The following is a 24243-nucleotide window of genomic DNA, read 5'->3' as shown; positions in this document are numbered from 1 at the left end:
AGGTCAGCTCTCCCTGGCCTGCTTTTTCTTTAGATTGGTCAGGAAATTGTCCAGGCGGGTGAGCGCCTCGGAAAGATCCTTCATGCTGGTGGCGTAGCAGCAGCGCACAAAGCCCTCGCCGCCCGCGCCGAAGGCGGAGCCGGAGATCACAGCCACCTTCTCCTCCATCAAAAAGCGCTCGCAGAACTCGTCGGAGCTCAGGCCGGTGCCCCGGATATCCGGGAACACATAGAACGCGCCCTTGGGCTCAAAGCAGGGCAGGCCGATCCGCCGCAGGCCCTCCACCAGGTAGCGGCGGCGGCCGTCGTACTCGTCGCGCATCTTCTCAATATCCGCGTCCCCGTTGCGCATGGCCTCCACGGCGGCGTACTGGCTCACCGTTGGGGCGGACATGATGCCGAACTGGTGCAGCTTGAGCATCTGAGCGATGACCTCCTGGGGGCCGCAGACATAGCCCATGCGCCAGCCAGTCATGGCGTGGGACTTGGAGAAGCCGTTGACCACGATAGTGCGCTCATACATACCGGGGATATTGGCGATGGAGACATGCTTGCGCCCATAGGTCAGCTCGGCATAGATCTCGTCGGAGACCACCATAATATTGGTCTCCCGCAGCACTTCGGCGATGGCCTCCAGATCTGTCCGGTCCATGGTGCCGCCGGTGGGATTGCAGGGGAAGGGCAGCACCAGAACCTTGGTGCGGGGGGTGATGACGCTTTTAAGCTCCTCCGGGGTGAGGCGGAACTCGTTGGCCGCCTTCAGCTCCAGATACACTGGCGTGCCGCCGGCCATGGAGGCCAGGGGGCCGTAGCACACGAAGGAGGGCACGGGCACAATGACCTCGTCCCCGGGATTGAGCAGGCAGCGCATGGCCAGATCAATGCCCTCGCTGCCGCCCACCGTGACCACGATCTGCTTGGCAAAGTCGTACTGCAGGTCAAAGCGGCGGTTGAGGTAGGAGGCGATCTCCCGGCGCAGCTCACTCATGCCCGCGTTTGCGGTGTACTTGGTGTACCCCTTCTCCAGGGAGTAGATGCCCGCGTCCCGGATATGCCAGGGGGTAATAAAGTCGGGCTCGCCGATGCCTAGGGAGATGGCATCCTTCATCTCCTCCAGAATGTCAAAGAACCGGCGGATTCCGGAGGGCCTCACGTCCCGGATCCGCTGGCAGAGTATCTCGTCGTAGTTCATGTGAAGATCCACTCCCTCTCCTGCTCTTCCCGCTTTTCAAAGATCAGGTGCTTTTCCTTATATTTGTGGAGGATAAAATGGGTGGCCGTGCCGGTGACGTCCTCCAGCGGAGCCAGCCGCTCCCCCACAAACTGGGCCACCTCTTTCAGGGTGCGGCCCGAGATAATGACGGTCAGGTCAAACGCCCCGCTCATCAGGTACACGCTCTCCACCTCGTCATACTGGTAGATCCGCTCGGCCACCCGGTCGAAGCCCTCGCCCCGCTGGGGGGTCACCTTCACCTCGATCAGCGCGGTGACTGCCTCCCGCTCGGTGCGGTCCCAGTCCACAATGGCCTTATAGCCCAGAATGACCTTCTCGTCCTCGTACTTCCGGATGGCCGCCTTGACCTCTTCCACCGGCATATCCGCCATGGATGCCAGCTGATCCGGGGTGAGCGTGCAGTCATCCTCCAATAGTTGGAGCAGCTTTGTCATATGGATCTCCTCCCATTCCGTTTTACCTTATTTTGTCCGTGTCTGGCGTAAAAATGTCCACGGTCGAAAGCCTGATTTTCACTTATTATAAACGAAATGCCAGCGGATTACAAGAGCACAGTTAAAACTCGCCCGGCTTGCACAAAATCCCCCGCAGAGCGGGGGATTTTCTTTGTCCATTTTTCAATTTTTATCCCGGAACGAGAGGAAGAGAGGGGCCGCTCCCATTCCATCCATAAAACAGAGCGTGCAGGCATTTTCTCCGCCTGCACGCTCCCGGTGCTACTGTCCGCCATTTTTCCTACGGCTGCCCTGCAGGATAAACAGGCCCATCACGATCAGTGGGAACAGCACCCGCAGACACAGAAAGCCCGGTGGATTGAAGTCAAGGTTAGCATCCAGAAACAGCCCCGCAAACCATGCGCCCAGGGTTGCAATCACCGCCGGAATACACATTGCGTATCCTCCTTTTGTTTTCACTCATCTACGCGGCCCATTCCATTGTCAGGGCGACCACGTCCGCCGGGCGGCAGCGCAGGCGCCACTCCTCCGGCTGACCCGCGTCCTGGCTGTGGTCATAGCGCCCGGCATAGCGCAGCCCGGTACGGTCGTACACGGCCAGATAGAAGCCGCATTTGTCATACCAGTCCTGGTTGACCGCCACCGCCAGCCGCTCCCCGTCCCAGGCCAGAACCTTCTCGTCGCGGCAGAGGAGGTACTCCCAGGCCTCCACCGGGCGCAGGCTGTCCTGAATACGGGTTTCATACGTTCCGCCCGCCGTCTGGTCCAGCAGGAGGAAGCTGCCGTCCGTGGCCTGGGCCAGGAGCCACCCATCCCCAACGGTCAGTCCGCTGTATTCCCGGTAGGTCTCTCCATCGTCCACCACCTCAAAGAGGGGGAGCCGCTGCACCCGGGTCATGGCGGCCCGGTCGACGACCAGAAGGGTGTCCACATTGTCCTCCCGGACCACCAGCAGCAGCCGGCTTCCGTCGCCGGTCAGCTGCATCTCCCGCACATCCGCGTCCCCCAGGGGGAATACCAGCTCCGGCTCCGGCAGGCTGCCCGACTCGCTGTCCGGATCGGGCAGATACCACACGCCGCTGTCAAAGCTCTGGGGCAGGGCCTCCTGCCCCTCACACGGAAATACGTTCAGCGTGAAGTAGCACCCGCCCTCCACGGGCACGCTGCTGTAATTGATGTCCACGCCTCCCGTCAGCGTATTCATATCCACAGAATAGACCTGGCCGTCCTCCCCCTTCTCCACGGTGACCTCCACACAGTGGTCCTCCGGCACCGGGATGGGGAAAATACTGGACAGCAATTGGGACGCCTCCCGCTCCTCCAGATTCCCATTGAGTCCGTCCCAATCCACGGACAGGGGATAAAAGGCGAAATAGTCCCTCACGTACACCTGCTCCGTGCGCTTCTCCCCGGCCGGAGTGCGTTCAGCCACATCCACCACCGGGGCCCAGAACAGATCCCACTCATAGCGCTGTTCCTCCACCAGCTCCAGCCCTGCGGAGCCGGACACGCCAAAGCTGGTGCTGATCAGGCCGATGGCGATGCCTCTCTCCGGCCGTTCGTGCTCCCAGGACAGCCCGTCGGGGAAAAAGGAAAAGCTGGTCCGGGTCTCCAGCTCCCCCTCAAAGGTACAGCCGGTAGTCCAGAGCAGGCGGTTGTCGGCATAGGTGGAGCAGGTCAGCTTCAGCCCCTCCAGGGCGGCCCGGTCCCCGGCCTCCACCCGCTCGGTGAGCTCCACCGCCTCCGCCCGGCCGCTCAGACCCGCGGCGGCCCCGCACAGCACGCCCACGCCCAGGGCCAAAAGCATCAGCACTGCCATCAAACTTCTACGCATGGCCGTCCTCCTCTTCTCCCGTCAGGTCGGCCAGTGCGCGGCTCACCCGGTCGGCCTGGTAGCGGTAGGTCTCCTTCACAAAGTCCATCAGGCTGCGGCCCGACTCCTCCAGCTCCAGGGTGGTCACGTCGCCCGCCACCCGGCCCTGGTGCAGAAGCACCGCCCGGCTGATGAAGTTCTGCACCTCCTCCACCAGGTGGGTGGACAGCAGCACGGTCTCCTGGGGCTCCAGAATCCCCAGCAGCACCTTGTAAAAATCCTCCCGGTTAAAGACGTCGTTGCCGGAAAAGGGTTCGTCCATCAGAATATAGTCCGCCCCCTGGCTCATGGCCAGGATGACCTCCAGCTGGTTTTTCTGGCCCGTGGAAAAGCTCTTTACCGCCTTGTTTTCCGGCAGCTGGAAAAAGTCCATCAGCCCCCGGTAGCGCTTGGGGCGGAAGGTTGGAAAGTGCTCCCGGTAAAACTCCCCGTGGGCCTTGGCGGTCAGGCCCGGGAAAAAGGAGTGCTCCCCGGTGGCGAAGGAGATGCGGGCGATGTTCCGGTGGGTGATGGGCTCCCCGTCCAGGGTGATCTCTCCCCGATACTTTAAAAAGCCCAGGATGCATTTCATCAGCGTGGTCTTGCCCGCGCCGTTTTCTCCAAACAGGCCCACAATCTCCCCCCGGGGCAGGCTCAGGTCCACCCCCGCCAAGGCGGTCTTGCCCTGGCCGTATGTCTTTTCTACCTGTTTTAACGCAATCATAAGGCACCCTCCATCCAAATCATCCACAACTTCTGCCACTGGTGGGGCGTCAGGCATTGCTCCGGTGTGGCCAGGTTGTAGACTGCAAAGCAGATCAGCAGCAGCGCCGCCGCCCCGATCAGGCATCCCAGCGCCCCCAGCAGGGGCAGGGTCAGGCACCGCCGGGCCAGCTCCCACCGCTGGGGCAGGCGGCGCATGGTGTAGATGCTGCGGCTCCCCTGGAAATGGCTGGCGTAATGCCATGCGGCCAGGGCGGCCATGCATACCACTGTCACGGCAAACCCCAGGAGCATCCAGTCCAGCAGCTGGGCAAAGTCCTCCATGACCGCCCCCGGCCGCAGCACCATCTGCGCCCCCTGCCGGGTGTATAGGGCGGCGCGGCGGTCAAAATAGCGGGGCAGAAAGGCCAGCAGCCCGAACCCAGCGCTGAGACCCAGCCCCAGCAGGATCCCCCGGGCCTCCCGCCCTCCGTCGGCCCCCACAGGCGCGTACCGCTCCAGATCAATCCTCATTCCGCCGCACCTCCCGCAAATTCCAAATCGCCCAGGCGGACAGGCCCGCCGCCGCGCACATGGTCAGGGCGTCCCCGACAAAGCCCCCCGTCTCCCGGCTGAAGGTAAGCGCCCCGATCACAGCCAGCACCGCCGCGGCCACGCCCTTACCCCCGTGCCGCAGCTGGGCGGCACAGCAGGCGCAGGTCGTCCCCAGCCCGGCAAACAGGGCCAGGTTGCGCACCCACCGGCTGGCCTCCGCCAGGGGGAGCAGGCTGTGGAGATACGCCTGCCGGTAAAAGGCCAGAAATACGGTCTGGGCGTTCACCTGGGCCGGGTCGGCCCGGTACAGGTACAGTCGGCACAGCAGCAGCGCCCACCCGGTCTGAAAGGCCCAGTAGATCACCAGCACGGCCGCGCCGTATACCGCGAACCACACACCTACGGTCTGCTCCCGCACCCGCAGCCGGCGCAGGGTATAGCCCGTGCGGCCGCCGGAGAGCCCGCCCCCGTTCAGGCAGAGGATGGCGCACAGGGCCAGCAGGCCCAGGGCGAACACCCAGGAGATGCGGCTGTCTGTAAATACCTGCTCCAGGCTCCAGGCGTTCTCCATCTGCCGGTAGGCCGCCTCCTCCGGCGGCAAGGCCGCAAGCTCAGCGGCCCGCTCCGCCGCCCGGCCCAGAGCCGCCCAGAACAGCCCCAGCTCCGCCGCCGCCGTGGCCGCGCAGACCAGAAGCGCCTTCCCCAGGCTGCCCCTGGCCGCCAGCATCAGTACGGAACCATGTCTCTTCATCTCGCCTCTTCCCCCTTTTTGCCCGCGTCCCAGAGCCGCCGGAGCAGCGCCGCCGCCTCGTCCCGGTCCACACCCATCTGCCGCAGGGCGGCCGCCGCCCCCCGGACGGTCTCCTCCACCAGTTCGCCGCGGATACGCTCCACCAGGCCGGCGTCCGCGGATACATAGCTCTTGGCCCCGGTGTGGGAGGTGATCAGCCCTTCCTCCTCCAGCATGCGGTAAGCCTTCTGCACCGTATTGGGGTTGACCCCCAACAGCGCCGAGAGCGTCCGGCGGGAGGGCATCTCATCCCCACTCCGGATGGCGCCCGCCACCACGCCCCGCTCAATATACCCGATGATCTGCGGATAGATGGGCACGCCCTCTTCCATGCGGAAGTGTTCAAATGAAATCATTGCTCCGGCCGCCTCCTTCCTACGCAAACCGTATTACTCATATAGTACACTTACAACTGTATTATATGAATAATACAGTCACTTGTCAAGCGCTCCGGGCAAAAAAATTCCGCGCACCGAAACGGTGCGCGGATGGTCGGCCTGCAGAACATTCCACAGGAGGGGGCCTCTTAATACGTATGGTCGCAGATCTCCCGAATCTTGGCCTGCAGGATCTTCAGGTCCTCAAAGCTCTCCGGCCGCTTGCGGGGGTCCCGCAGCAGGGCGGAGGGGTGGTAGAGGGCGATCATCTGCACACCCGCCTTTTCAAACCACTTTCCATGCTCCCTGGTGATTTTGAAGTCCTCCCGAATGAGCTTCATGGCCGCGATCCGCCCCAGGCAGACGATGATCTTGGGCTTAATCAGGGCCACCTGGTTGCGCAGATATCCGATGCAGGCCTCCTGCTCCACGTTCAAGGGGTCCCGGTTCTGGGGCGGGCGGCACTTGACCATGTTGCCGACAAACACCCGGCTGCGGTCCAGGTCGATCATGGCCAGCATGTCGTCCAGCAGCTTGCCCGCGCGGCCCACAAAGGGCAGGCCAGTCAGATCCTCCTGCTCGCCGGGCCCCTCCCCGATGAACATAATCTCGGCGTTTCGGGCGCCGTCTCCAAACACCACATTGGTCCGGGTCTCCGCCAGATCACACTTCCGGCAGGACATGCACTCTGCATACAGCTCGTCCCAGTTTTTCATATCCGCTCCCCTTTTCCCGCTTTTTTCGCCATTGTACCATAAGCTGCTCCCTGATGCAAAGCTTTCATTCTGTCAAAATTCACTATTGATTTTTTTGCAGGAATCGCATATACTGCTTTCATCAAAGGCAATGAAAAAGACCGTCCCCCGGGCGTCCGACAGAGAACGCGGGTCACCGACTGAAAGCCCGCCCCGGAAGAATGGGGAGCACGCAACACTTTTGAGCCGGCATGCCGAGCCTCTGCCGCAGGCAGAGAGGTAGGCGTGCACGTGGCCCGCGTTAAGGGAGTCTGAGTGGCCGTATCAAGGGTGATGCGGCAAGCCTACGGGTGGTACCGCGGATCTTCCGTCCCGAAGTCAAAATGACTTCGGGACTTTTTGTTTTTATTTTTCCATTGAAAGGTGTGACAAGGAATGGAATTCATGGCAGGAACCAAGCACAGCGCTACCACAATTGCAGATCTGACGGGGGACGGCCTGAAGAACCGGACCGTCACCCTGAAGGGCATGGTGCACTCCCTGCGGGATATGGGCGGGGTGAGCTTCCTCACCCTGCGTCTGCGGGACGGCACGGCCCAGTGCGTGTGCGGCGGGGAGCTGGATCTGGCCGATGTGTGCGACGAGTGCGCCGTGGCCGTCACCGGCGCGGTGCGGCCGGAGCCCCGCGCTCCCGGCGGCTTTGAGCTGGCCGCCACCGGTGTGGAGGTGCTCTCCCGCCCGGTGGAGGCCATGCCTGTGCCCGTGTCCAAATACAAGCTCAAGCTGAACCTGGACACCGAGCTGTCCCTGCGGCCCGTGGTGCTGCGCAGCCTGCGGGAGCGCAGCGTGTTCAAGGTGCAGGAGTGCATTTGCCGTGCCTTCCGGGAGTACCTGCACAGCCAGGGCTTTACGGAGATCCACACTCCCAAGATCGTCCACGCCGGGGCGGAGGGCGGCTCCAACATCTTCCGGCTGGACTACTTTGGGCGCAAGGCCTTTCTGGCCCAGTCCCCCCAGTTCTACAAGCAGACCATGGTGGGCGTGTTTGAGCGGGTGTTTGAGATCGCTCCGGTCTTCCGCGCGGAAAAACACAACACTCCCCGGCACCTGAATGAGTACACCTCCCTGGACTTTGAGATGGGCTTTATCGACCATTTCTCCGACATCATGGACATGGAGACCGGCTTTCTCCAGTATGCCATGGCGCTTCTGAAACGGGAGTACGCCGCCGACGCGGCCCGCCTGGGCATTGAAATCCCCGACGTCAGCCGGATCCCGGCCGTGCGCTTTGACGAGGCCAAGCGCCTGGCTGCGGAACGCTACGGCTACCGGATCCGCGATCCCTACGACCTGGAGCCCGAGGAGGAGGTGCACATCGGCCGGTACGCCAAGGAGGAGTGGGGCAGCGACTTCGTATTCGTCACCCACTACCCCAGTAAAAAGCGGCCCTTTTACGCCATGGACGACCCCGCCGATCCCAGGTACACCCTGTCCTTTGACCTGCTGTTCCGGGGCATGGAGGTCACCACCGGCGGCCAACGCATTCACGACTACCGGCAGCAGGTGGACAAAATGCTTGCCCGGGATATGCACCCGGAGGAGTTTGAGAGCTATCTGATGATTCACAAGCACGGCATGCCTCCCCACGGAGGCATCGGCCTGGGGCTGGAGCGGCTCACCGCCCGGCTGTGCGGCCTGGAAAATGTGCGCTCCGCCACCCTGTTCCCCAGGGACCAGGGCCGGCTGGAACCATAAGGAGGAGAAGCCCATGAAAATGACCGAAGAAATGGTGGACTACGTGTCCGCCCTCGCCCGGCTGAAGCTGCCGGAGGAGGAGCGCGCCAGGATGACCGGCGAGCTGGAGCAGATTCTCGCCTACATGGACGTGCTCAACGCCCTGGACACCTCCTCCGTGGAGCCTATGAGCCACGTGTTCCCAGTGAAGAACGTCATGCGGGAGGACGTGGTGCTCCCGTCCGCCGGCCGGGCCGCCCTGCTGGCCAACGCGCCGGCGCCCGACGGGGAGGCTTTCCTGGTGCCCAGGACGGTGGAATGAGGTGAAAGCAATGGATTTATGCCAACTAACCGCCCTGGAGCTGGCGGAAAAGCTGAAATCGGGCCAGGTCACCCAGGCGGACGCTATTGCCGCCGCCCAGGCCCGCATCGCCGCGGCCCAGCCGGAGAACAACGCCTTTGTGACCGTGGCAGACGAGGTATCTCCCACCGCCGGGCTGTCCGCCTCCCCTCTGGCCGGGGTGCCCATGGCCTACAAGGACAACATCTGCACCAAGGGGGTCAAGACCTCCTGCGCCTCCAAAATCCTGGGGGACTTCAAGCCCCCCTATGACGCCACAATTGTGGAGCGTCTGCGCGCCGCCGGGGCAGTCTCCCTGGGCAAGCTGAACATGGACGAGTTCGCCATGGGCTCCACCTCTGAGACCTCCTTCTACGGCCCGGTGAAGAACCCCTGGGACCTGTCCCGGGTACCCGGCGGGTCCTCCGGCGGTGCGGCCGCCGCAGTGGCCGCCGGCGAAGTGTGGTACGCCATCGGCAGCGACACCGGTGGCTCCATCCGGCAGCCCGCCGCCTACTGCGGCGTCACCGGCATGAAGCCCACCTACGGCACCGTCAGCCGGTACGGCCTCATCGCCTACGCCTCCTCCCTGGACCAGATGGGCCCCATCGCCCGCTCCGCTGCCGACTGCGCGGCCGTGCTGGACCTGATCCAAGGTCGTGATCCCAGGGACGGCACCAGCCTGGACGCCCCCGCCGGGGGCCTGCTGGCGGGCCTGACCGGGGACATCCGGGGCAGGCGCGTGGGTATCCCCGCGGACTGCTTTGGGGACGGCCTGGACGGCGAGGTGCGCCGGGCCGTACTGGCCGCGGCCGATGTGCTCCGCGCCCGGGGGGCGGTGGTGGAGGAATTCCCCCTGCCGGTGATCCGGTACGCGGTGCCTGCCTACTATATTATCGCCTGCGCAGAGGCCAGCAGCAACCTGTCCCGGTTCGACGGGGTGAAGTACGGCTGGCGGGCGGAACATTATGAGGATTTGACCGAGCTGTACACCAAAACCCGCACCGAGGGCTTCGGCAGCGAGGTCAAGCGGCGGATTCTGCTGGGCACCTTTGTGCTCTCCACCGGGTATTACGACGCCTACTACAAAAAGGCCCTCCAGGTGAAGGCGGTCATCAAGAGCGCCTTTGACGAGGCCTTCCAAAAGTACGACCTGCTGCTCACCCCTGTGGCCCCCACCACCGCCCCCAAGCTGGGGGAGAGCCTGAGCGACCCCCTCCAGATGTACCTGAGCGACATCTACACCGTGTCGGTCAACCTGGCGGGGCTGCCCGGTATCTCGGTGCCCTGCGGCTTCGACGCCAAGGGCATGCCCATCGGGGCGCAGCTCATCGGCCCCGCCCTGGGGGACGGCGTGGTGCTCAACGCCGCCCACGCCTTCCAGCTGGAGACCGACTATCATAAAAAAGCGCCTGCTGAGAAAGGGGGCGGCCGCGCATGACCTGGGAAACAGTTATTGGTCTGGAGACCCACGTGGAGCTGGCTACCAAAACCAAGATTTTCTGCTCCTGTACCACCGAATTCGGCGGCGCCCCCAACACCCACTGCTGCCCGGTGTGCACCGGCATGCCCGGCACCCTGCCCGTGCTCAACAAAAGGGTGCTGGAATTCGCGGTTAAGGCCGGTCTGGCCCTGAACTGCTCTATCACCCGCCGCTGCAAGTTCGACCGGAAGAACTACTTCTACCCCGACCTGCCCAAGGCGTACCAGATTTCCCAGCTCTACCTGCCCATCTGCCGGGACGGCGCGGTACCCATCCGCACCGAGGCAGGGGTGGAAAAGACCATCCGCATCCACGAGCTGCACATGGAGGAGGACGCGGGCAAACTGGTCCACGACCCCTGGATCGACCAGACCCGGGCCGACTACAACCGCTGCGGGGTGCCCCTGATTGAGATCGTCACCGAGCCGGACTTCCGCTGCGCCGACGAGGTCATCGCCTATCTGGAAAAGCTGCGCTCCACCCTGCAATACCTGGGGGTGTCCGACTGCAAGATGCAGGAGGGCTCCCTGCGCTGCGACGTGAACCTGTCGGTGCGCCCCGCCGGCAGCACAGAATTCGGCACCCGCACGGAGATGAAGAACCTGAACTCCTTCAAGGCCATCGCCCGGGCCATTCAGTACGAGGCTAGGCGCCAGATTGAGCTTATCGAGGAGGGCAAGCGGGTGATTCAGGAGACCCGCCGCTGGGACGAGAACAAGGACGCCACCTTCGCCATGCGCTCCAAGGAGAACGCCCAGGACTACCGCTACTTCCCCGAGCCGGACATCCCGCCCCTGGAGATCTCCCAGGAGGAGCTGGATCGCTACCGGGCCGAACAGCCCGAGATGGCGGAGGCTAAGATGGCCCGCTACCAGACGGACTACGGCCTGCCCGCCTACGACACCCAGATGATCACCGCTCAGAAGGCCCTGGCCGACTTCTTTGAGGCCGCCGTGGCCCTGGACTCCGACCCCAAGCAGGCCTCCAACTGGATCATGGGCCAGGTGATGGGCCAGCTCTCCGCCCGGGGCATGGAGGCCAAGGACATGGCCTTCTCCCCCGCCTCCCTGGCCCGGCTCATCGCCCTGGTCAAGGACGGCAGGCTCAACCGCAACACAGCGGTGAAGGTGTTCGAGGCGGTCTTTGAGACCGACGGCGACGTGGACGCCTACGTCCGGGAGCACAGCCTGGAGCAGGTGTCCGACGCGGGCCTGGTGCAGAAGGCGGTGGAGGAGGTCTTTGCCGCCAATCCCAAGAGCGTCGCGGACTATCAGGCCGGCAAGCAGAAGGCCTTCGGCTTCCTGGTAGGGCAGACCATGGCCCGCCTCAAAGGGCGGGCCAGCCCTCAGGTGGTCAACGAGACCATCAAGGCGCTTTTGGAGCAGCTTTAACCGTGCAAAAAGCCCCGAACCTTTTGGTTCGGGGCTTTCGTCTGCACTGTTTAGTTGCCGCGGACAATACAGGTGAGGGTCTGGCCGTCCACTGTGCAGGTGAGGGTGGTGTTGCCCTTGCCCACATGGGTCACCGTGCCGTCGCCGGAGACCGTGGCCACCGACGTGTTGCCGATGCTCCAGGTGGGGGTGGAGGAGGTGCCGCTGACCTTGACCTGGAAGGATTCGCCCGGGGCCAGGGTAAAGTCCTCCCGGTTCAAGGAGAGCGCGGTGGAGGCATTCCCTCCGCTTGTGCTGCCGCCGCTCCTCGTGGTACTGTTGTACACCAGGCAGGTCCGGCTGACGCCCCCCTCCAGGGCCGCAGTAATGGTGGCGGAGCCCTGCTTGCTCCCCGGGCTCACCTTGCCGTTGGCGTCCACGGAGACCACCTCCGGGTCGCTGCTGGTCCAGGTAAGCTTCCCCGATGTGCCGGCAGGCGTAAAGGTCACCTTGATGGTAACCGGATCCGGATAGCGGTCGCTGATGGAGAACTCCGTCTTGTCCAGGGTAAAGCCGGTCGCCGCCGTACCGCTGCCGGGAGTCGGGCTGGGCTCGGCCGTCGGCTCGGTAGTGGGTTCACCGCTCTCCCCCGGCGTGGGGGCCGGGCTGGGATCGGCGGATGGGCTCTCACTGGGCTGGATGCTGCTGGATGGGGAGGGCGAGGGGTCTGGCTTGGAATCCTTGCTCAGCAGGGGCAGGATCTGCGTGATGACAATGATAACCGCCGCCACGATCAGGGCCAGGGAAAGAATAGTGGCAATGATCTTTCCCGGCGTGGGGCCGCCGCCGTAGCCGCCGCCCCGGGTATTGGTCATCAGCCGCTTTCCGCCGCTGCGGCTGCGGGGCGCCTCCTCCTCGTCATAGTCCTCCTCCAGGGGCAATTCATCGCAAAAGGGACAATGCCGGTAGGAGGCGGCGTAGTCCTCCCCACAGTATGGGCAACGGATCGTCTCATTCCGGGTGCTCCCGGACCGTCTGGCTGCCATAGCGCTCCCTCCGTAATTGACAGATTCTGCGTTTATTGTACACGCTGTCTGGAAATCCGTCAACGGCGGCAGCAAATTTGTAAACCTTTTTTAATATTTATGTCAACTTCCCGTCCATTTCCATAGTCTGAACGTGGTAGACATACGTGCGGCCGCACCTCATCCCCTTTCGTCCCCTCTATATTTTCGTGCGGGAAATCCAGGTACATACCCCATTCATCATCTGCTCATCATGCTCAGCGCACACCTCGTCCAGCTCGGTCCGATTTCCCCCCAGGATCGCCTCATAGAGTCTGCGGTTGAGTGCCTGGTGCTTGGCTGCAAAATCGGCGGGCTCTCTCACGCTCTCCTCATCCAGATAGGCCAGACCATATTTCCGCTGCAGATCTGTAAACGTTTTGATCAGATCCCGGTTTGCCGTACTCAGGATGATATTGTATTAAAAATTGGTGTCCTCTTCCAGGTAGCGATATGGGGCGTCCAGCAGTTTGTCCAGGCTGTCCAGCATGGATCCGAGCAAATTTTTATAGTAGGAGTCAATCCGCTTCTGCGCAATCCTGGCCGCAATGTCATACAGGCCCACCATACAGTCGTTATAATCGATTCGTTCCCGAAGGTCAAGCGTATAGGTGATAAAGCTGTTTCTGCGATCCAGCCGAAGCAGCCCGGCGTACTCCAGCTTGGAAAGTGCGATTTGTACCGGTGTACGGCTGATCCCAAAGATGTCCGCCAGTTCGATGCTGGACAGGTGCATTCCGCTTGGAAGAATGCTCTGGTGGATGGACTCCACAATTGTATTGAAAACAGCATCCGTCAAATTCCCCTGCTTTGCAAATTCTACAAACAGCTCCTTCAATTTATCCGCATTGTCCAAAGAAAAGCATCTCCTTTCAATATACAATGGTTATATTGACTAAATTATACTGTATTCAGGAGAAGATAACAAGACAGATGGATGAATTCTTCTAAATGCTTCCGTATTCTTCAGAATTCTTCGAAAACGTCAAAATACACAATTGAATACAAATGAATGCTGTGCATTTTAGTTGTTTAGCTGATACAGTAGAGGTGCAGGATATCCGTTCTAAAGCAAAAAGATAACGTGAGAGGAGCGATACACAAACATGAACAACACAGCAAAAAGGTGGACCCTCAGCCGGGGCGTTTCCATCGTAGGCGTCGGCTACACCCCCTTCGGACTCATCGGGAAATCTCCGGAGATCAAGGATTTCACCGAGCGCGAGCTAGTGTCCATGGCATTTATGGAAGCCCTACAGGATGCCAGGCTGGAGGCTAAGGATGTGGATGCGTTCTTTGTGGCCCAGTATATGGCAGAAACTTTGTCCAGCAGCAACTCGGTGGCGGGTCTCTATGCCGACTGGATGGGTCTGCGTCTGAAGCCCGGCTTCCACATGGAGGGTGCTTGCTGCTCGTCCACCCTCACCCTGCGCAATGCCGTGCAGATGGTGGCGTCCAGCACCGCCGACATAGCGCTCTCCTGCGCCGTCGAGACTACCAGCAGCTCTCCCGTGCCCGGAAAGCCCGCTCATATTCGGGAGCAGATGCCCACTGATGTCCTTTGGGAAAAGACCATGTACGGCTGCGACCACGGTTACTTGTACTGGGCTGGAACGCCCACCTCCTTTGACGGCTGCGCTCTGAACTATGCCAAACGTCATGGCCTTACGCTGGAGCAGCTGGACGATGTACTCAATATGTCTGCCTACAATAACCGCCGGGCCGGTGTGCTCAACCCCAAGGCGGTCATGGCCACCAAAACCTTTGAGGAGGAGGCCGCCGAGCACGGCATGAAGAGTGGCATGGACTTCCTGCGCTCCGACTTTAACCCCAAGTTCAGCGTCTCCGCCCGCTTCCTGCACTGTGCTGCCACCTGCGACGGCGCCTCCGCCATTATCGTCATGGCCGACGACCTGGTAAAGAAATATGGCCTGGAGGACCGAGCGGTCAAGGTTGCCGGCTTTGGCACCGCCGCCGCCACCTCTGCTTCCCAGCCGGAGCAGTACGAGAGCGCCATCAAGCAGGCCTATGCCATGGCCGGCATCACGGTTCCCCGGCATGAGCTGGATTATTTCTCTCCCCACGACTGCCTGATTGCCCGCCAATTTACCCAGAGCGAGGCTGCGGGCTTCTTCGATCCGGGCGAGGCCTGGAAGTACATCCTGGAAGGCCGCACTGCCTTTGACGGCGACCGTATTTTCCACACCAGCGGCGGCCGCTCCAGCATGGGCCACGCCTGGGCCGCCTCCGCGGGCGCCGAGGTGGCCGAGGCCGTCATCCAGATGCGCGGCGAGGCCGGGGCGCGGCAGGCCAATCACCCCATCAATTCCGCTATGATCATGAACGAGGGCGCAGGCCCCAACGTGAATGTCACCATTCTGAAAAAGGCGTAAGGAGGGCGAGTTACGATGACAGCAATTACGAAACAATGGTATGACTATCTGGAAGAAGGCAGGCTGATGGGCCTCAAGTGCAAGAAGTGCGGCGCCGTGCATTTCCCGCCCTTCCCCATCTGCCGCGAATGCTCCGGCACCGACATGGAGTGGGTGGAGATCAGCGGCGAGGGCCATCTGGACGAGATTGCCCTGGTCACTGCCCCCGACCAGTGGTTTGAGCAGTACGCTCCCTATTATTATGCCTACGCCCATGTGGCGGAGGGCAGCGTGTTTGAGAGTATGCTGGTCAATGTAGAGGGCGACCCCGCGGACGTGTATGAGCAGTTTCTGGCAGGCAAGCTGGACCACCTGAAGCTGGAGATCCAGAAGCGCGACGGATACAGCTACCCCGTTTACCGGTGTGTGTGACGGGAGGGAACTGCTATGGCATCTGTAAAAGACGGCGTGGCCGAAATCATCTCTGAAATCCTCGGCATTCCCCAGGATACGATCGTCCCGGAAAGCAGCATCACGAAGGACTACGGCGCAAAATCCCATGATATTATGCAGATTTCCGCCAACGTGCAGTCCCGCTTCGGCGTGAAGATCTCCTATATGCAGAGCCGGAAGGCCAAGACCGTGGCCGACTGGTTCAAGCTGGCCGGCGGGGAGTAAGCGGTAAGATCCGAACAGAAAGGGGTATTGTTATGCGAGGTTTAAAAGATAAGGTCGTCATCGTTGTCGGCGGCGCGGGCGGCAATGCGTCCGCCACCTGCTACCGCATGGCCGAGGAGGGCTGCAAGGTCGTTGTCGCCGACTTTGCCGCGGACAAGGCCGAGGCAGTCGCTGAAAAAATCCGCTCCCAGGGCGGCCAAGCCGTCTCCCGCTTCGTGGATCTGGGCGACGAAAAGACCGTTGAGGAAATGGTCCGCTTTGCGGCGGAGACTTACGGCACCATCGACATTCTGCTCAATATCGCCTACGCGCCTCAGTACATGGTGGAGGACAGCACGATCCCCTTCACTAAGCTTGACCCAGAGCTTTTCATGAACGTCTACCGGATCAATTTTGTGGGCTATATGCTCACCATCAAGCATGTGCTCCCCTACTTCCTGAAGCAGCAGAGGGGCGTGATTGTCAACACCTCCTCCACCGACGGGACCTACGGCAATCCTTGCCGCACTGCCTACAGCGCCTCCAAGGCCGCCATCATCTCTCTGGCCAGCAATATCGCCGTGGCCTACGGTAAAATGGGCGTGCGCTGCAACACCCTGGTGCTGGGACACATCACCCATTCTTCCTCCCTGGATATGGAGTACCCCGGCGTGCTTGGCGAATCCATCCAGTGTAATATTTTGACCCCCGCGCCCGCCGGAGAAAAGGACGTGGCCGCCGCTTTCGCCTTCCTGGCCTCCGACGACTCCGCCCACATCACGGCGGACATAATCAAGGTGGATGACGGTCTGAAGGGACACACCCCCCTGCTCCCGGCCATCAACACTAACCCGGAGGACAACTGGGCCTACCCCAAGAGCGTTCTGCCAGAGCATTACCCCGACGGGTGGACTGAGGCATAAGATGAACTTGGTCAATATTCTGAAGCCCCGCTGCACCGGTCGGCGGATCGTACTCCCGGAGGGAGTGCAGGACCGCATCATCACGGCCGCCTGGCAGGCCCAGCAGCAGGGGCTGTGCCGACCCATTCTCATCGGAGCTTCGGATCCCATCGCCGCGCAATGCGCGGCGATGGGGATTCCGAAACAGGGGTGGTATGATCGCACCGATCCCACCGAGGCTCCGTTGGACGAGTACGCCGACACCTTGGCCAGCCAGGGCATCGACCGGACCGCAGCCCGCTTCCTGCTGGAGGAGCCGCTGTTCTACGGGGCCATGCTGGTGCGGCTGGGCCAGGCGGACGCCATGGTGGCGGGCTATGTCTCGGAGAGCGGCGAGGTCATCAACGCTGCCTCCATGTTTATCGGCATGGAGGACGAGGTGGAGTCCCCCTCCAGCTTTTTCCTCTTTGAGATCCCCGGCTTCCACGGGCCGGAGGGTGCCCTTCTGATGTACGCTGACTGCGGCTTCCAGATTGAGCCCTCCGAGGAGGAGCTGGCGTCCATCGCCGCCCTGACCGCCCGCAGCGCCCAACGGCTGCTGGGGTGGGAACCCCGGGTGGCTCTGCTCTCCTTCTCCACTAAGGGCAGCGCCGAGCATCCCCGTACAGAGCGGCTGGCCCGGGTGCTGGAGCTGGTACGCAGCCGAGAGCCGAAGCTGCTCATTGACGGCGAAATGCAGGCGGACGCAGCCCTCTGTCCCGAGGTGGCGGCCAAGAAGATTCCGGAAGGCAGCCCCGTGGCTGGGCGGGCCAATGTGCTGATCTTCCCCAGCCTGGAGGCGGGCAACATCGCCTATAAGCTGACCCAACGGCTGACCGGGGCCACAGCCTACGGCCCTATTCTCCAAGGCTTTCGAAAGCCGGTGTGCGATTTGTCCAGAGGCTCCTCTGTGGAGGATATTCTGGGCGTCATCGCCATTGCAGCCGTTATGTAGGGAAAAGGGGGGCTGAAAATGGGTTTGCGCGTAGGGGTAGATCTGTTCCGTATCCAGCGGATGGAGCAGGCATTGCGGCGGGCCGATTCCATCTACTTTTCCCAGACCTTTACCCGGCTGGAATATGAGACCGGCCTGGCCAGCGAACGTCCCTCGCTTTGGTTTGCGGAGCGTCTGGCATTGAAGGAGGCGGCCTTTAAAAGCCTGGGCACAGCATGGACTGAGGGGATGTCCTGGGTTCAGATAGAGGCTCTCTCCACCGCTTATGGTGCGCCGTCGGTGGTGCTCTCCGGAGAAATGTCGGCCCGGGCCGCCGCCTGCGGGGTGTGCCGTCTTTCCGCCAGTGTCTCCAACGACGGCGACTATGTGATCGCGGTGGTGACCGCCGAAACGGATCCCGTTTCCTAAGCAGCTGAATCGCAGAGAAGAGAAAGGGATGAGGTTGTGTATAAAAAATTCTCAATTATGATCCTGGCCCTGGCGGGCGTGGCCGGTATGTCTTTGGTCTCACCGGTGATGGCCAGTCTGGCGGCAGAATTTCCCTCAGTGGATCCCTCCGCCATTACGATGGTAGTTACTTTGCCGGCCTTCACCATCCTCCCCGCGCTGTTTCTCACTTCAGCTCTGGTCACGAAGGTGGAGCGGATGTGGATCAATGCCATCGCGTTCCTTTTCGTGACCGTGGGCGGCATTCTCCCGGGCTTTCTTCACAGCTTTCCACTCATTCTTGTCAGCCGGGGCCTGCTGGGCTTCGGCATGGGCATGCTGATGCCCATGCAGTCCACCTATGTGGCGGAATATCCTGAGGCGGAGCGGGCCGGCATCATGGGTGGGAGCCAAGGTGTGAACAATATCATCAGCGCGCTGCTGGTCATGCTGGTAGGCGTCATTTCCGTCAACAACTGGCGGAATGCCTTCTTCCCCTACGGCATCTTTGCTGCGGTATTCCTCATCGTCTTTACCGGTATTCCCCGCACCGGCAAACTGGGCGGCGGCGAGGCGGCGGCCAATACAGTGGTGGAAAAAACCAATGGTAAGATCGGCCCTGTTTTTGTCCTGTTCTGCGCCTCTCAGTTCGTGGTGCAGACCTTCAACATCGCAATGATGTCCTCTCTCTCCTTCTACGTGGCGGAAAACGGGATTGGCGGCACGCAGCTGACCAGCACCATCACCTCCGTCGGCACCCTGGTGCTGGCCGTATTCAGTATTCTGATCCCCTATCTGCTCAAGATCTTCCGCAGATGGGCCGGTGTTGTGTTCCTAGCTGTCACTGCTCTCGGCTTCCTGATCTCGTCCATGACCAGCTCTGTGACCCTCGCTGTGGGTTTCTGTCTGGTCTATACCTTCGCCGGTCTGTATTCCACCCATGTGGCCATCACTATTACCACAATTCTTCCTCTGCATCTGGTTGCCCTGGGCAGCTCCATTTCCACGGCGTCCATCTTCATCGGGCAGTTCATTTCTCCCATGGTGCAGAAACTGGTGGGCAGTGCTGCGGGTGTATCTGCCTACAGCCCCACGGTATTTATTGTCTTTGCGGCGGTGGTCGCGGCCATCATGATCATCAACCTGCCAGTGTTTCAAAAAAAGCGCTGACACCTCAGGTTGCTTTCCCCAATGACCATGTCTGCACCGGAATACCCAGAAAGGATCGGCGGAGCATTTTATAGAAAATGCTCCGCCAATCCTTTGTTCATGGGCGTCCGCTCCCCTTGCACCACGGGCACCTTTGGGATATAATAACTTTAGTATCTCCAAGCTAAAAAATGAGGTGTCCGCCATGAGAGGTTCCCTGAGTGCCGCAGAGGTGCACAAGCAGTACAGCGACGGTCTGTCCGCGTTCAAGCGGCAGATCAGCGACCCCACCCTGCGCATGAAATTCACCCAGGAGGCCGATATTTTTTTCCGGGCCTGCGCCCTGGGGGTGTGGCAGCGGGACGGGGCGTCGGTCACTCCCCGTCATGTGGAATACTACAACGCCCTGTACACCAAGGGCTGCCCGGTGCCCTCCATCCTGTTCTGGGAGCTGTCCACCGCGGTGAATGAATACCCGGGCTTCCAGCCCCCCGCCTTTTTCACCCGGATGCGGGCCTCGGACAAGGTGACCGGTGGAAGGCTCTCCCGGCGGTTCATTGATCTGACCACCCTGATGCTGCTGCTCTTCGCCGCGGTGGACGACGTGGTCAGCGAGGAAGAGGCCGGCTATGTCAACCGCTGCGCCGAGGTCATGGGGGCCCTCTGCGACCGGGACGGCCTCAAGGGGGAGAAGGCCCCCCTGGACGTGCAGGACTTTGTCACAAAGCGCCCGGAGGTCCCGACCCAGGCCCCTGCTGCCGGCGGTGCCGCTCCGGAGCCGGCCGCCCAGGGTCGGGAGGAGCCGGAGGAGCCCGCCCCCAGCTTGGAGGAGCTTCTGGCCGAGCTGGACGGGCTGTGCGGTCTGGACAAGGTCAAGGCCGACGTGAAGAGCCTCATCAACCTGGTTAAGGTACGCAGGCTCCGCCAGGAACATGATCTGCCTGTGCCCCCCATGTCCCTGCACCTGGTCTTTATGGGCAATCCGGGCACCGGCAAGACCACCGTAGCCCGGCTGCTGGCCAAGATCTACCACGCCATCGGGGTGCTCTCCAAGGGCCAGCTGGTGGAGGTGGACCGCTCCGGCCTGGTGGCCGGCTTTGTTGGGCAGACCGCCATCAAGACGGGCGAGGTCATCCAGAAGGCCCTGGGCGGGGTACTCTTTATCGACGAGGCCTATGCCCTGGCCAATCACGACAACGCCAACGACTTCGGCCAGGAGGCCATTGAGACCCTGCTCAAGGGCATGGAGGACCACCGGGCCGACCTGATCGTCATTGTGGCGGGCTACACCGAGCTGATGGGCAAATTCATCCACTCCAATCCCGGTCTGGAGAGCCGATTCAACAAATACTTCTACTTTGAGGACTACACCGCCGCGCAGCTGATGGAGATCTTCCGCTCCATGTGCCAGAAGAACGGCTACACTCTGGACGGGGAGGCCGAGGCCCGGGCCGCCGCCCTGTTCCAGGCGCTCTACGAGGAGCGGGACGAAAACTTCGGCAACGCCCGGGACGTGCGCAACCTCTTTGAGCGGGCGGTGGCCCGCCAGGCCAACCGGGTGGCCGCCCTGGAGGCCCCGGACAAGGACGCGATCATGGCCCTTTCTGCCGCAGATTTGGAGGAGGATGAGACGTAAGCCGCCTCCTTGCCGCCAAAACCGCCCCCGCGGAAGCTCCGCAGGGGCGGTTCTTTGCCTTTATTTCTGTTTTTTATCCCGCAGATAGATCACCTTGGAGTGCCCGCCGCCCGGCTGGCGCACGTCCACCTCAAAGCGGCCCAGGGCCTTGACCAGCTGGGTCAGCTTGGAATACCCGAAGTTGCGGGAATCGAAGTCCGGCTGCTTTTTCTGGAGCAGGCTTCCCAGGTCCGCCATGGAGGCGTAGCCGTCCTCGTCTGCGATGTCCTCCAGAGAGAGGGCAATGAGCTCCACCACTGCCCGGGGCACACCGTTGATGTTCTCTGGCTCCCTGGGCGCGGCGTTGGCGGCCTGCGGCTCCTCCGCCTTTTTCTTTCCGCCCCGCTTGGCCTTGGGCTGTGGCTCCGGCGAAGCTTCCTCTGCCTCTTTGACCGCCTCCTGGGCGCGGGCCATAGCCCCGGCGGCCCGAATGACCTCGATATACACAAATTTGTCGCAGGCCACGATGAAGGGCGCCGGGGTTTTCCGCTCCCCCATGCCGTAGACCTTCATCCCCGCCTCCCGCAGACGGGTGGCCAGGCGGGTAAAGTCGGAGTCGCTGCTCACCAGCACGAAACCGTCCACCCGTCCGGAGTAGAGGATATCCATGGCGTCGATGATCATGGCCGAGTCGGTGGCGTTTTTTCCCGTGGTATAACTGTACTGCTGGATGGGGGTAATGGCGTTTTCCAGCAGCAGAGGCTTCCAGGAGCCCATATTGGGGGCGGTCCAGTCCCCATAGATGCGCTTGAGCGTGGGGGTGCCGTACACCGCCGCCTCCGCCATCACCTCGCGGATAGCGGTGCGGGGGGCGTTGTCCGCATCGATCAGCACGGCCAGGCGCAGATCCTTTTGTTCGGGCATAGTCGCTCCTTTCGTCACAGACCCCGCCGGCGCAGCGCCTGCTCCACCTGCTTCAGCTGCTCCACGGTGTTGACCCCCAGCATCTCCTCGGTGGTGCAGTCGGGGCAGGCGTCCACCTTCCCCCCGGCGGCCAGGATCAGGGCTGGGGCGTCGGTCAGGTAGTACTCCTTCTGGGCATTGTCGCAGCTGAGCTGGGAGAGCGCCTTCCACAGGGCGGCGGCCTCAAAGACATACACACCCACGTTCAGCTCCCGCACAGCCTTTTCCTCCGGGGTGCAGTCCCGGTCCTCCACGATGTGGGAGAAGCGGCCGTCCGACCCGCGGATGATACGCCCGTAGGGCAGCTCCTCATCGGACACGGCGGTGAGCAGAGTGCAGTCGTTCCCGGCGGCCTGATGGGCGGCGAACAAGGCCTCATAGGTCTCCCGGCGCATCAGGGGCATGTCTCCGTAGCAGATGAGAATGCTGCCCGCAAAGCCGGCCAGGGCTTCCCTGGCGCACTGCACCGCGTGCCCGGTGCCCAGCTGGGGATCCTGCACCGCGTGGGGGTAGTCCGGGAAGGCAGCGAGCACCTTTTCCCGCTCATATCCCACCACCAGCACCACATCTTCCTTGTTCAAAAACGAGATGGCGGACAGCACATGCTCCAGCAGGGGGCGTCCCGCCGCCTGCCGCATCACCTTGGGCAGATCCACACCCTCGGTTCGCAGGCGCGTCCCCTTCCCCGCCGCCAAAACCACAGCCTTTCTGGGCTTATTCATGCCGCTCATTCCTCTCTGCAAATCAATCTCTGAATGGGATAATAGTATACCACAATCTGCTTGGCGGAGGCAACGCAATCTTTTTTAGACAAAACAGGTTTTGTGTCAAATTTAGGGTTGACATTTTGGATGGCCGGGACTATAATGAAGCCGCCAAACGGGGACAGGAGAAGCAGAGGAGAGGCTTTCTCCACCCCCCACATGTTTGAGGAGGAATTTTTGTGGTAACCTTTTTTGTCTGTCTGGCCCTGCTGATTGTGGGATTCTTTACTTACAGCAAGGTAATTGAAAAGGTCTTTCGCGTGGATGATCGCCCCACGCCTGCTGTGGCCCATCCCGACGGTGTGGACTATGTCCCCATGAAGACCTGGCGCATCTTCCTCGTCCAGCTGCTGAACATCGCCGGTCTGGGCCCCATCTATGGCGCTCTCTCCGGAGCCTGCTGGGGCCCCTCAGTATACCTGTGGATTGTCTTCGGCACCATTCTGGGGGGCGGGGTCCACGACTTCCTTTCCGGCATGATGAGCGAGCGCAATGACGGCAAGTCTATTTCCGAGGTGGTTGGCCTCTATATGGGCAAGGTCATCACCTTTATCATGCGCGTGTTCTCTGTGGTCCTGCTGGTGATGGTGGGCGTCAACTTCTCTGTGGGCCCAGCCGGCCTGCTGGCAAAGCTCACCCCGGAGGCCTTGAGCACCATGTTCTGGCTGGCGGTGATCATGATCTACTACCTGGTAGCCACATTCCTGCCCATCGACAAGGTCATCGGCAAGCTCTACCCCGTATTCGGCATCTGCCTGATTATTATGGCAGTGGGAATCGGAGGAGCCACCGTGCTCCTCCGCGGCTCCGACATGCCGGAGCTCACTTTGACCACCCTCACTGCTGTCCACCCCAACAGTCTGCCGAAATGGGCGATGATGTTTGTCACCGTGGCCTGTGGAGCCATCTCCGGTTTCCACGCCACCCAGTCCCCCATGATGGCCCGCTGCATCAAGAGTGAGAAAGAGGGCCGCACCGTGTTCTACGGTGCCATGGTCACCGAGGGCGTCATTGCCCTGATCTGGGCCGCTGCCGGCGTGACCTTCTATACCAACCACGGCTCCCTGCTGGACGGCATGACCGGCCTGACCAATGCCATCGCCGCCGGCGGCGCGGGCGACGTGGTATATGAAATCTCCACCACCCTGCTTGGTCCTGTGGGCGGCGTACTGGCCATGATCGGCGTGATTGCCTGCCCCATCACCTCCGGCGACACCGCCTACCGCGCCGCCCGGCTGACCATTGCGGACTGGTTCCACATCGACCAGTCCAAGGTGGGGCCCCGCGCCGCCCTGTCCGTGCCCCTGCTGGCCGTGGGCGCGGTGGTGGCTCTGGCGCTCCCCTGGGATGTGCTGTGGCGCTATTTCTCCTGGTCCAACCAGACTCTGGCCATGATTGTGCTGTGGACAGGCGCGGTGTTCCTGCACAAGTATGGCTTCCCGCCCATCTCCTGCATGATGGCCGCTCTCCCCGCCACCTTTATGTCCGCGGTGTCGGTCACCTATTTCTTCCAGGCAAAGGAGTGCCTGAATCTGTCTACCTCTATCGCTTATCCGGTGGGGCTGGCGGTGGCCGCGCTCTTCCTGGTCGTCTTTATCTGGCGCATTCTCATCGTGGGCAAGAACGATGTGACTCCGCTGGCAGGCGCCGCAAAATAACGCGCTTCTCCGCGCCCGGCGCGGGACGGAAAAACCGCCCCGCGCTTTTTTTGCAACCTTTGCAGCATTTGGCCGTCTAAAAGCGTATATAGG

General features: G+C 61.8%; 27 protein-coding genes. 13 read left to right on the top strand and 14 right to left on the bottom strand.

Features of this window, described 5'->3' with window-relative positions:
- Window positions 1-3: 3 nt before the first annotated feature.
- From H9Q75_RS08590 to H9Q75_RS08550, 9 genes are all read right to left on the bottom strand, one after another.
- Window positions 4-1191 (bottom strand): pyridoxal phosphate-dependent aminotransferase, encoded by a 1188-nt coding sequence (locus H9Q75_RS08590; protein ID WP_186566333.1) that lies wholly within the window; start codon window positions 1189-1191, stop codon window positions 4-6.
- Window positions 1188-1667 (bottom strand): Lrp/AsnC family transcriptional regulator, encoded by a 480-nt coding sequence (locus H9Q75_RS08585; RefSeq protein WP_186566136.1) that lies wholly within the window; start codon window positions 1665-1667, stop codon window positions 1188-1190. The genes H9Q75_RS08590 and H9Q75_RS08585 overlap by 4 nt, the downstream gene beginning before the upstream one ends.
- Before the next feature lie 282 nt (window positions 1668-1949).
- A complete protein-coding gene (locus H9Q75_RS08580; protein WP_186566134.1) occupies window positions 1950-2123 on the bottom strand; it encodes a hypothetical protein in 174 nt (57 codons plus the stop codon).
- A 28-nt stretch (window positions 2124-2151) separates the two neighbouring features.
- Window positions 2152-3522, bottom strand: coding sequence for a hypothetical protein (locus H9Q75_RS08575; RefSeq protein WP_186566132.1), 1371 nt, complete (start codon window positions 3520-3522; stop codon window positions 2152-2154).
- A complete protein-coding gene (locus H9Q75_RS08570; RefSeq protein WP_186566130.1) occupies window positions 3515-4264 on the bottom strand; it encodes an ABC transporter ATP-binding protein in 750 nt (249 codons plus the stop codon). The genes H9Q75_RS08575 and H9Q75_RS08570 overlap by 8 nt, the downstream gene beginning before the upstream one ends.
- Window positions 4261-4776, bottom strand: coding sequence for a hypothetical protein (locus tag H9Q75_RS08565; protein WP_186566128.1), 516 nt, complete (start codon window positions 4774-4776; stop codon window positions 4261-4263). The genes H9Q75_RS08570 and H9Q75_RS08565 overlap by 4 nt, the downstream gene beginning before the upstream one ends.
- On the bottom strand, window positions 4766-5548 hold the full coding sequence (locus H9Q75_RS08560; RefSeq protein ID WP_186566127.1) for a hypothetical protein: 783 nt from the start codon (window positions 5546-5548) through the stop codon (window positions 4766-4768). Before H9Q75_RS08560 ends, H9Q75_RS08565 begins: the two co-directional genes overlap by 11 nt.
- Complete coding sequence (locus tag H9Q75_RS08555) at window positions 5545-5943, bottom strand: GntR family transcriptional regulator (protein WP_186566125.1); 399 nt, start codon at window positions 5941-5943, stop codon at window positions 5545-5547. Before H9Q75_RS08555 ends, H9Q75_RS08560 begins: the two co-directional genes overlap by 4 nt.
- Before the next feature lie 170 nt (window positions 5944-6113).
- Window positions 6114-6680, bottom strand: a complete 567-nt coding sequence (locus H9Q75_RS08550) for a uracil-DNA glycosylase (protein ID WP_186566123.1) — start codon at window positions 6678-6680, stop codon at window positions 6114-6116.
- A 414-nt stretch (window positions 6681-7094) separates the two neighbouring features.
- Between H9Q75_RS08550 and aspS the strand changes: the two genes are divergently transcribed.
- From aspS to gatB, 4 genes are read left to right on the top strand one after another with little or no spacing between them, the layout of a single operon-like run.
- Window positions 7095-8414: an aspartate--tRNA(Asn) ligase gene (aspS, locus tag H9Q75_RS08545; protein WP_186566121.1), complete on the top strand. Its 1320-nt coding sequence runs from the start codon at window positions 7095-7097 to the stop codon at window positions 8412-8414.
- Window positions 8415-8427: 13 nt separating this feature from the next.
- Window positions 8428-8715, top strand: coding sequence for an Asp-tRNA(Asn)/Glu-tRNA(Gln) amidotransferase subunit GatC (gene gatC, locus H9Q75_RS08540; RefSeq protein WP_186566119.1), 288 nt, complete (start codon window positions 8428-8430; stop codon window positions 8713-8715).
- Between the two features lie 10 nt (window positions 8716-8725).
- A complete protein-coding gene (gatA, locus tag H9Q75_RS08535) occupies window positions 8726-10174 on the top strand; it encodes an Asp-tRNA(Asn)/Glu-tRNA(Gln) amidotransferase subunit GatA (RefSeq protein ID WP_186566117.1) in 1449 nt (482 codons plus the stop codon).
- Complete coding sequence (gatB, locus tag H9Q75_RS08530; protein WP_186566115.1) at window positions 10171-11607, top strand: Asp-tRNA(Asn)/Glu-tRNA(Gln) amidotransferase subunit GatB; 1437 nt, start codon at window positions 10171-10173, stop codon at window positions 11605-11607. The genes gatA and gatB overlap by 4 nt, the downstream gene beginning before the upstream one ends.
- A 50-nt stretch (window positions 11608-11657) precedes the next feature.
- Here the strand turns inward: gatB and H9Q75_RS08525 are convergent, their stop codons facing one another.
- The 3 genes from H9Q75_RS08525 to H9Q75_RS08515 all read right to left on the bottom strand — a co-directional run bounded on the left by H9Q75_RS08525 (window position 11658) and on the right by H9Q75_RS08515 (window position 13506).
- The gene (locus H9Q75_RS08525) at window positions 11658-12632 is read right to left on the bottom strand and encodes an Ig-like domain-containing protein (protein WP_186566113.1); all 975 of its coding nucleotides are present in this window, start codon (window positions 12630-12632) and stop codon (window positions 11658-11660) included.
- A 178-nt stretch (window positions 12633-12810) separates the two neighbouring features.
- On the bottom strand, window positions 12811-12975 hold the full coding sequence (locus tag H9Q75_RS08520; protein WP_186566111.1) for a hypothetical protein: 165 nt from the start codon (window positions 12973-12975) through the stop codon (window positions 12811-12813).
- Between the two features lie 96 nt (window positions 12976-13071).
- Entirely contained in the window at window positions 13072-13506 is a 435-nt protein-coding gene (locus H9Q75_RS08515) for a GntR family transcriptional regulator (protein ID WP_186566109.1), read from the bottom strand.
- A gap of 250 nt (window positions 13507-13756) precedes the next feature.
- On the opposite strand from H9Q75_RS08515, the gene H9Q75_RS08510 reads away from it, so the two are divergent.
- From H9Q75_RS08510 to H9Q75_RS08475, 8 genes are all read left to right on the top strand, one after another.
- Window positions 13757-15043 (top strand): thiolase family protein, encoded by a 1287-nt coding sequence (locus H9Q75_RS08510; protein WP_186566107.1) that lies wholly within the window; start codon window positions 13757-13759, stop codon window positions 15041-15043.
- 15 nt (window positions 15044-15058) lie between these two features.
- Window positions 15059-15454 carry a Zn-ribbon domain-containing OB-fold protein gene (locus H9Q75_RS08505; protein ID WP_186566105.1) on the top strand — a complete coding sequence of 132 codons (396 nt, stop codon included), beginning with the start codon at window positions 15059-15061 and terminating at the stop codon, window positions 15452-15454.
- A gap of 15 nt (window positions 15455-15469) precedes the next feature.
- Window positions 15470-15700: an acyl carrier protein gene (locus tag H9Q75_RS08500; protein ID WP_186566103.1), complete on the top strand. Its 231-nt coding sequence runs from the start codon at window positions 15470-15472 to the stop codon at window positions 15698-15700.
- A 32-nt stretch (window positions 15701-15732) separates the two neighbouring features.
- Window positions 15733-16602: an SDR family NAD(P)-dependent oxidoreductase gene (locus H9Q75_RS08495; protein ID WP_186566101.1), complete on the top strand. Its 870-nt coding sequence runs from the start codon at window positions 15733-15735 to the stop codon at window positions 16600-16602.
- Window position 16603: 1 nt separating this feature from the next.
- A complete protein-coding gene (locus H9Q75_RS08490; protein WP_186566099.1) occupies window positions 16604-17575 on the top strand; it encodes a phosphate acyltransferase in 972 nt (323 codons plus the stop codon).
- 18 nt (window positions 17576-17593) lie between these two features.
- Window positions 17594-17983, top strand: a complete 390-nt coding sequence (locus H9Q75_RS08485; RefSeq protein WP_186566097.1) for a holo-ACP synthase — start codon at window positions 17594-17596, stop codon at window positions 17981-17983.
- 36 nt (window positions 17984-18019) lie between these two features.
- Window positions 18020-19171: an MFS transporter gene (locus H9Q75_RS08480; RefSeq protein ID WP_186566095.1), complete on the top strand. Its 1152-nt coding sequence runs from the start codon at window positions 18020-18022 to the stop codon at window positions 19169-19171.
- Between the two features lie 184 nt (window positions 19172-19355).
- Window positions 19356-20786: an AAA family ATPase gene (locus tag H9Q75_RS08475; RefSeq protein ID WP_186566093.1), complete on the top strand. Its 1431-nt coding sequence runs from the start codon at window positions 19356-19358 to the stop codon at window positions 20784-20786.
- Between the two features lie 60 nt (window positions 20787-20846).
- Here the strand turns inward: H9Q75_RS08475 and H9Q75_RS08470 are convergent, their stop codons facing one another.
- Both H9Q75_RS08470 and H9Q75_RS08465 read right to left on the bottom strand, forming a co-directional pair.
- Window positions 20847-21689 carry an NYN domain-containing protein gene (locus H9Q75_RS08470; protein WP_186566091.1) on the bottom strand — a complete coding sequence of 281 codons (843 nt, stop codon included), beginning with the start codon at window positions 21687-21689 and terminating at the stop codon, window positions 20847-20849.
- A 14-nt stretch (window positions 21690-21703) separates the two neighbouring features.
- On the bottom strand, window positions 21704-22450 hold the full coding sequence (locus H9Q75_RS08465; protein WP_186566089.1) for a sugar phosphate nucleotidyltransferase: 747 nt from the start codon (window positions 22448-22450) through the stop codon (window positions 21704-21706).
- A 221-nt stretch (window positions 22451-22671) separates the two neighbouring features.
- Here H9Q75_RS08465 and H9Q75_RS08460 point away from each other — a divergent pair, with 221 nt between their 5' ends.
- Window positions 22672-24150 carry a carbon starvation protein A gene (locus tag H9Q75_RS08460; protein WP_186566087.1) on the top strand — a complete coding sequence of 493 codons (1479 nt, stop codon included), beginning with the start codon at window positions 22672-22674 and terminating at the stop codon, window positions 24148-24150.
- Window positions 24151-24243 lie beyond the last annotated feature (93 nt).

This window comes from Lawsonibacter celer, from assembly GCF_014281125.1.
GTDB classification, from domain to species: Bacteria; Bacillota; Clostridia; order Oscillospirales; family Oscillospiraceae; genus Lawsonibacter_B; species Lawsonibacter_B celer.
This window is presented reverse-complemented; position numbering and strand designations above follow the sequence as displayed.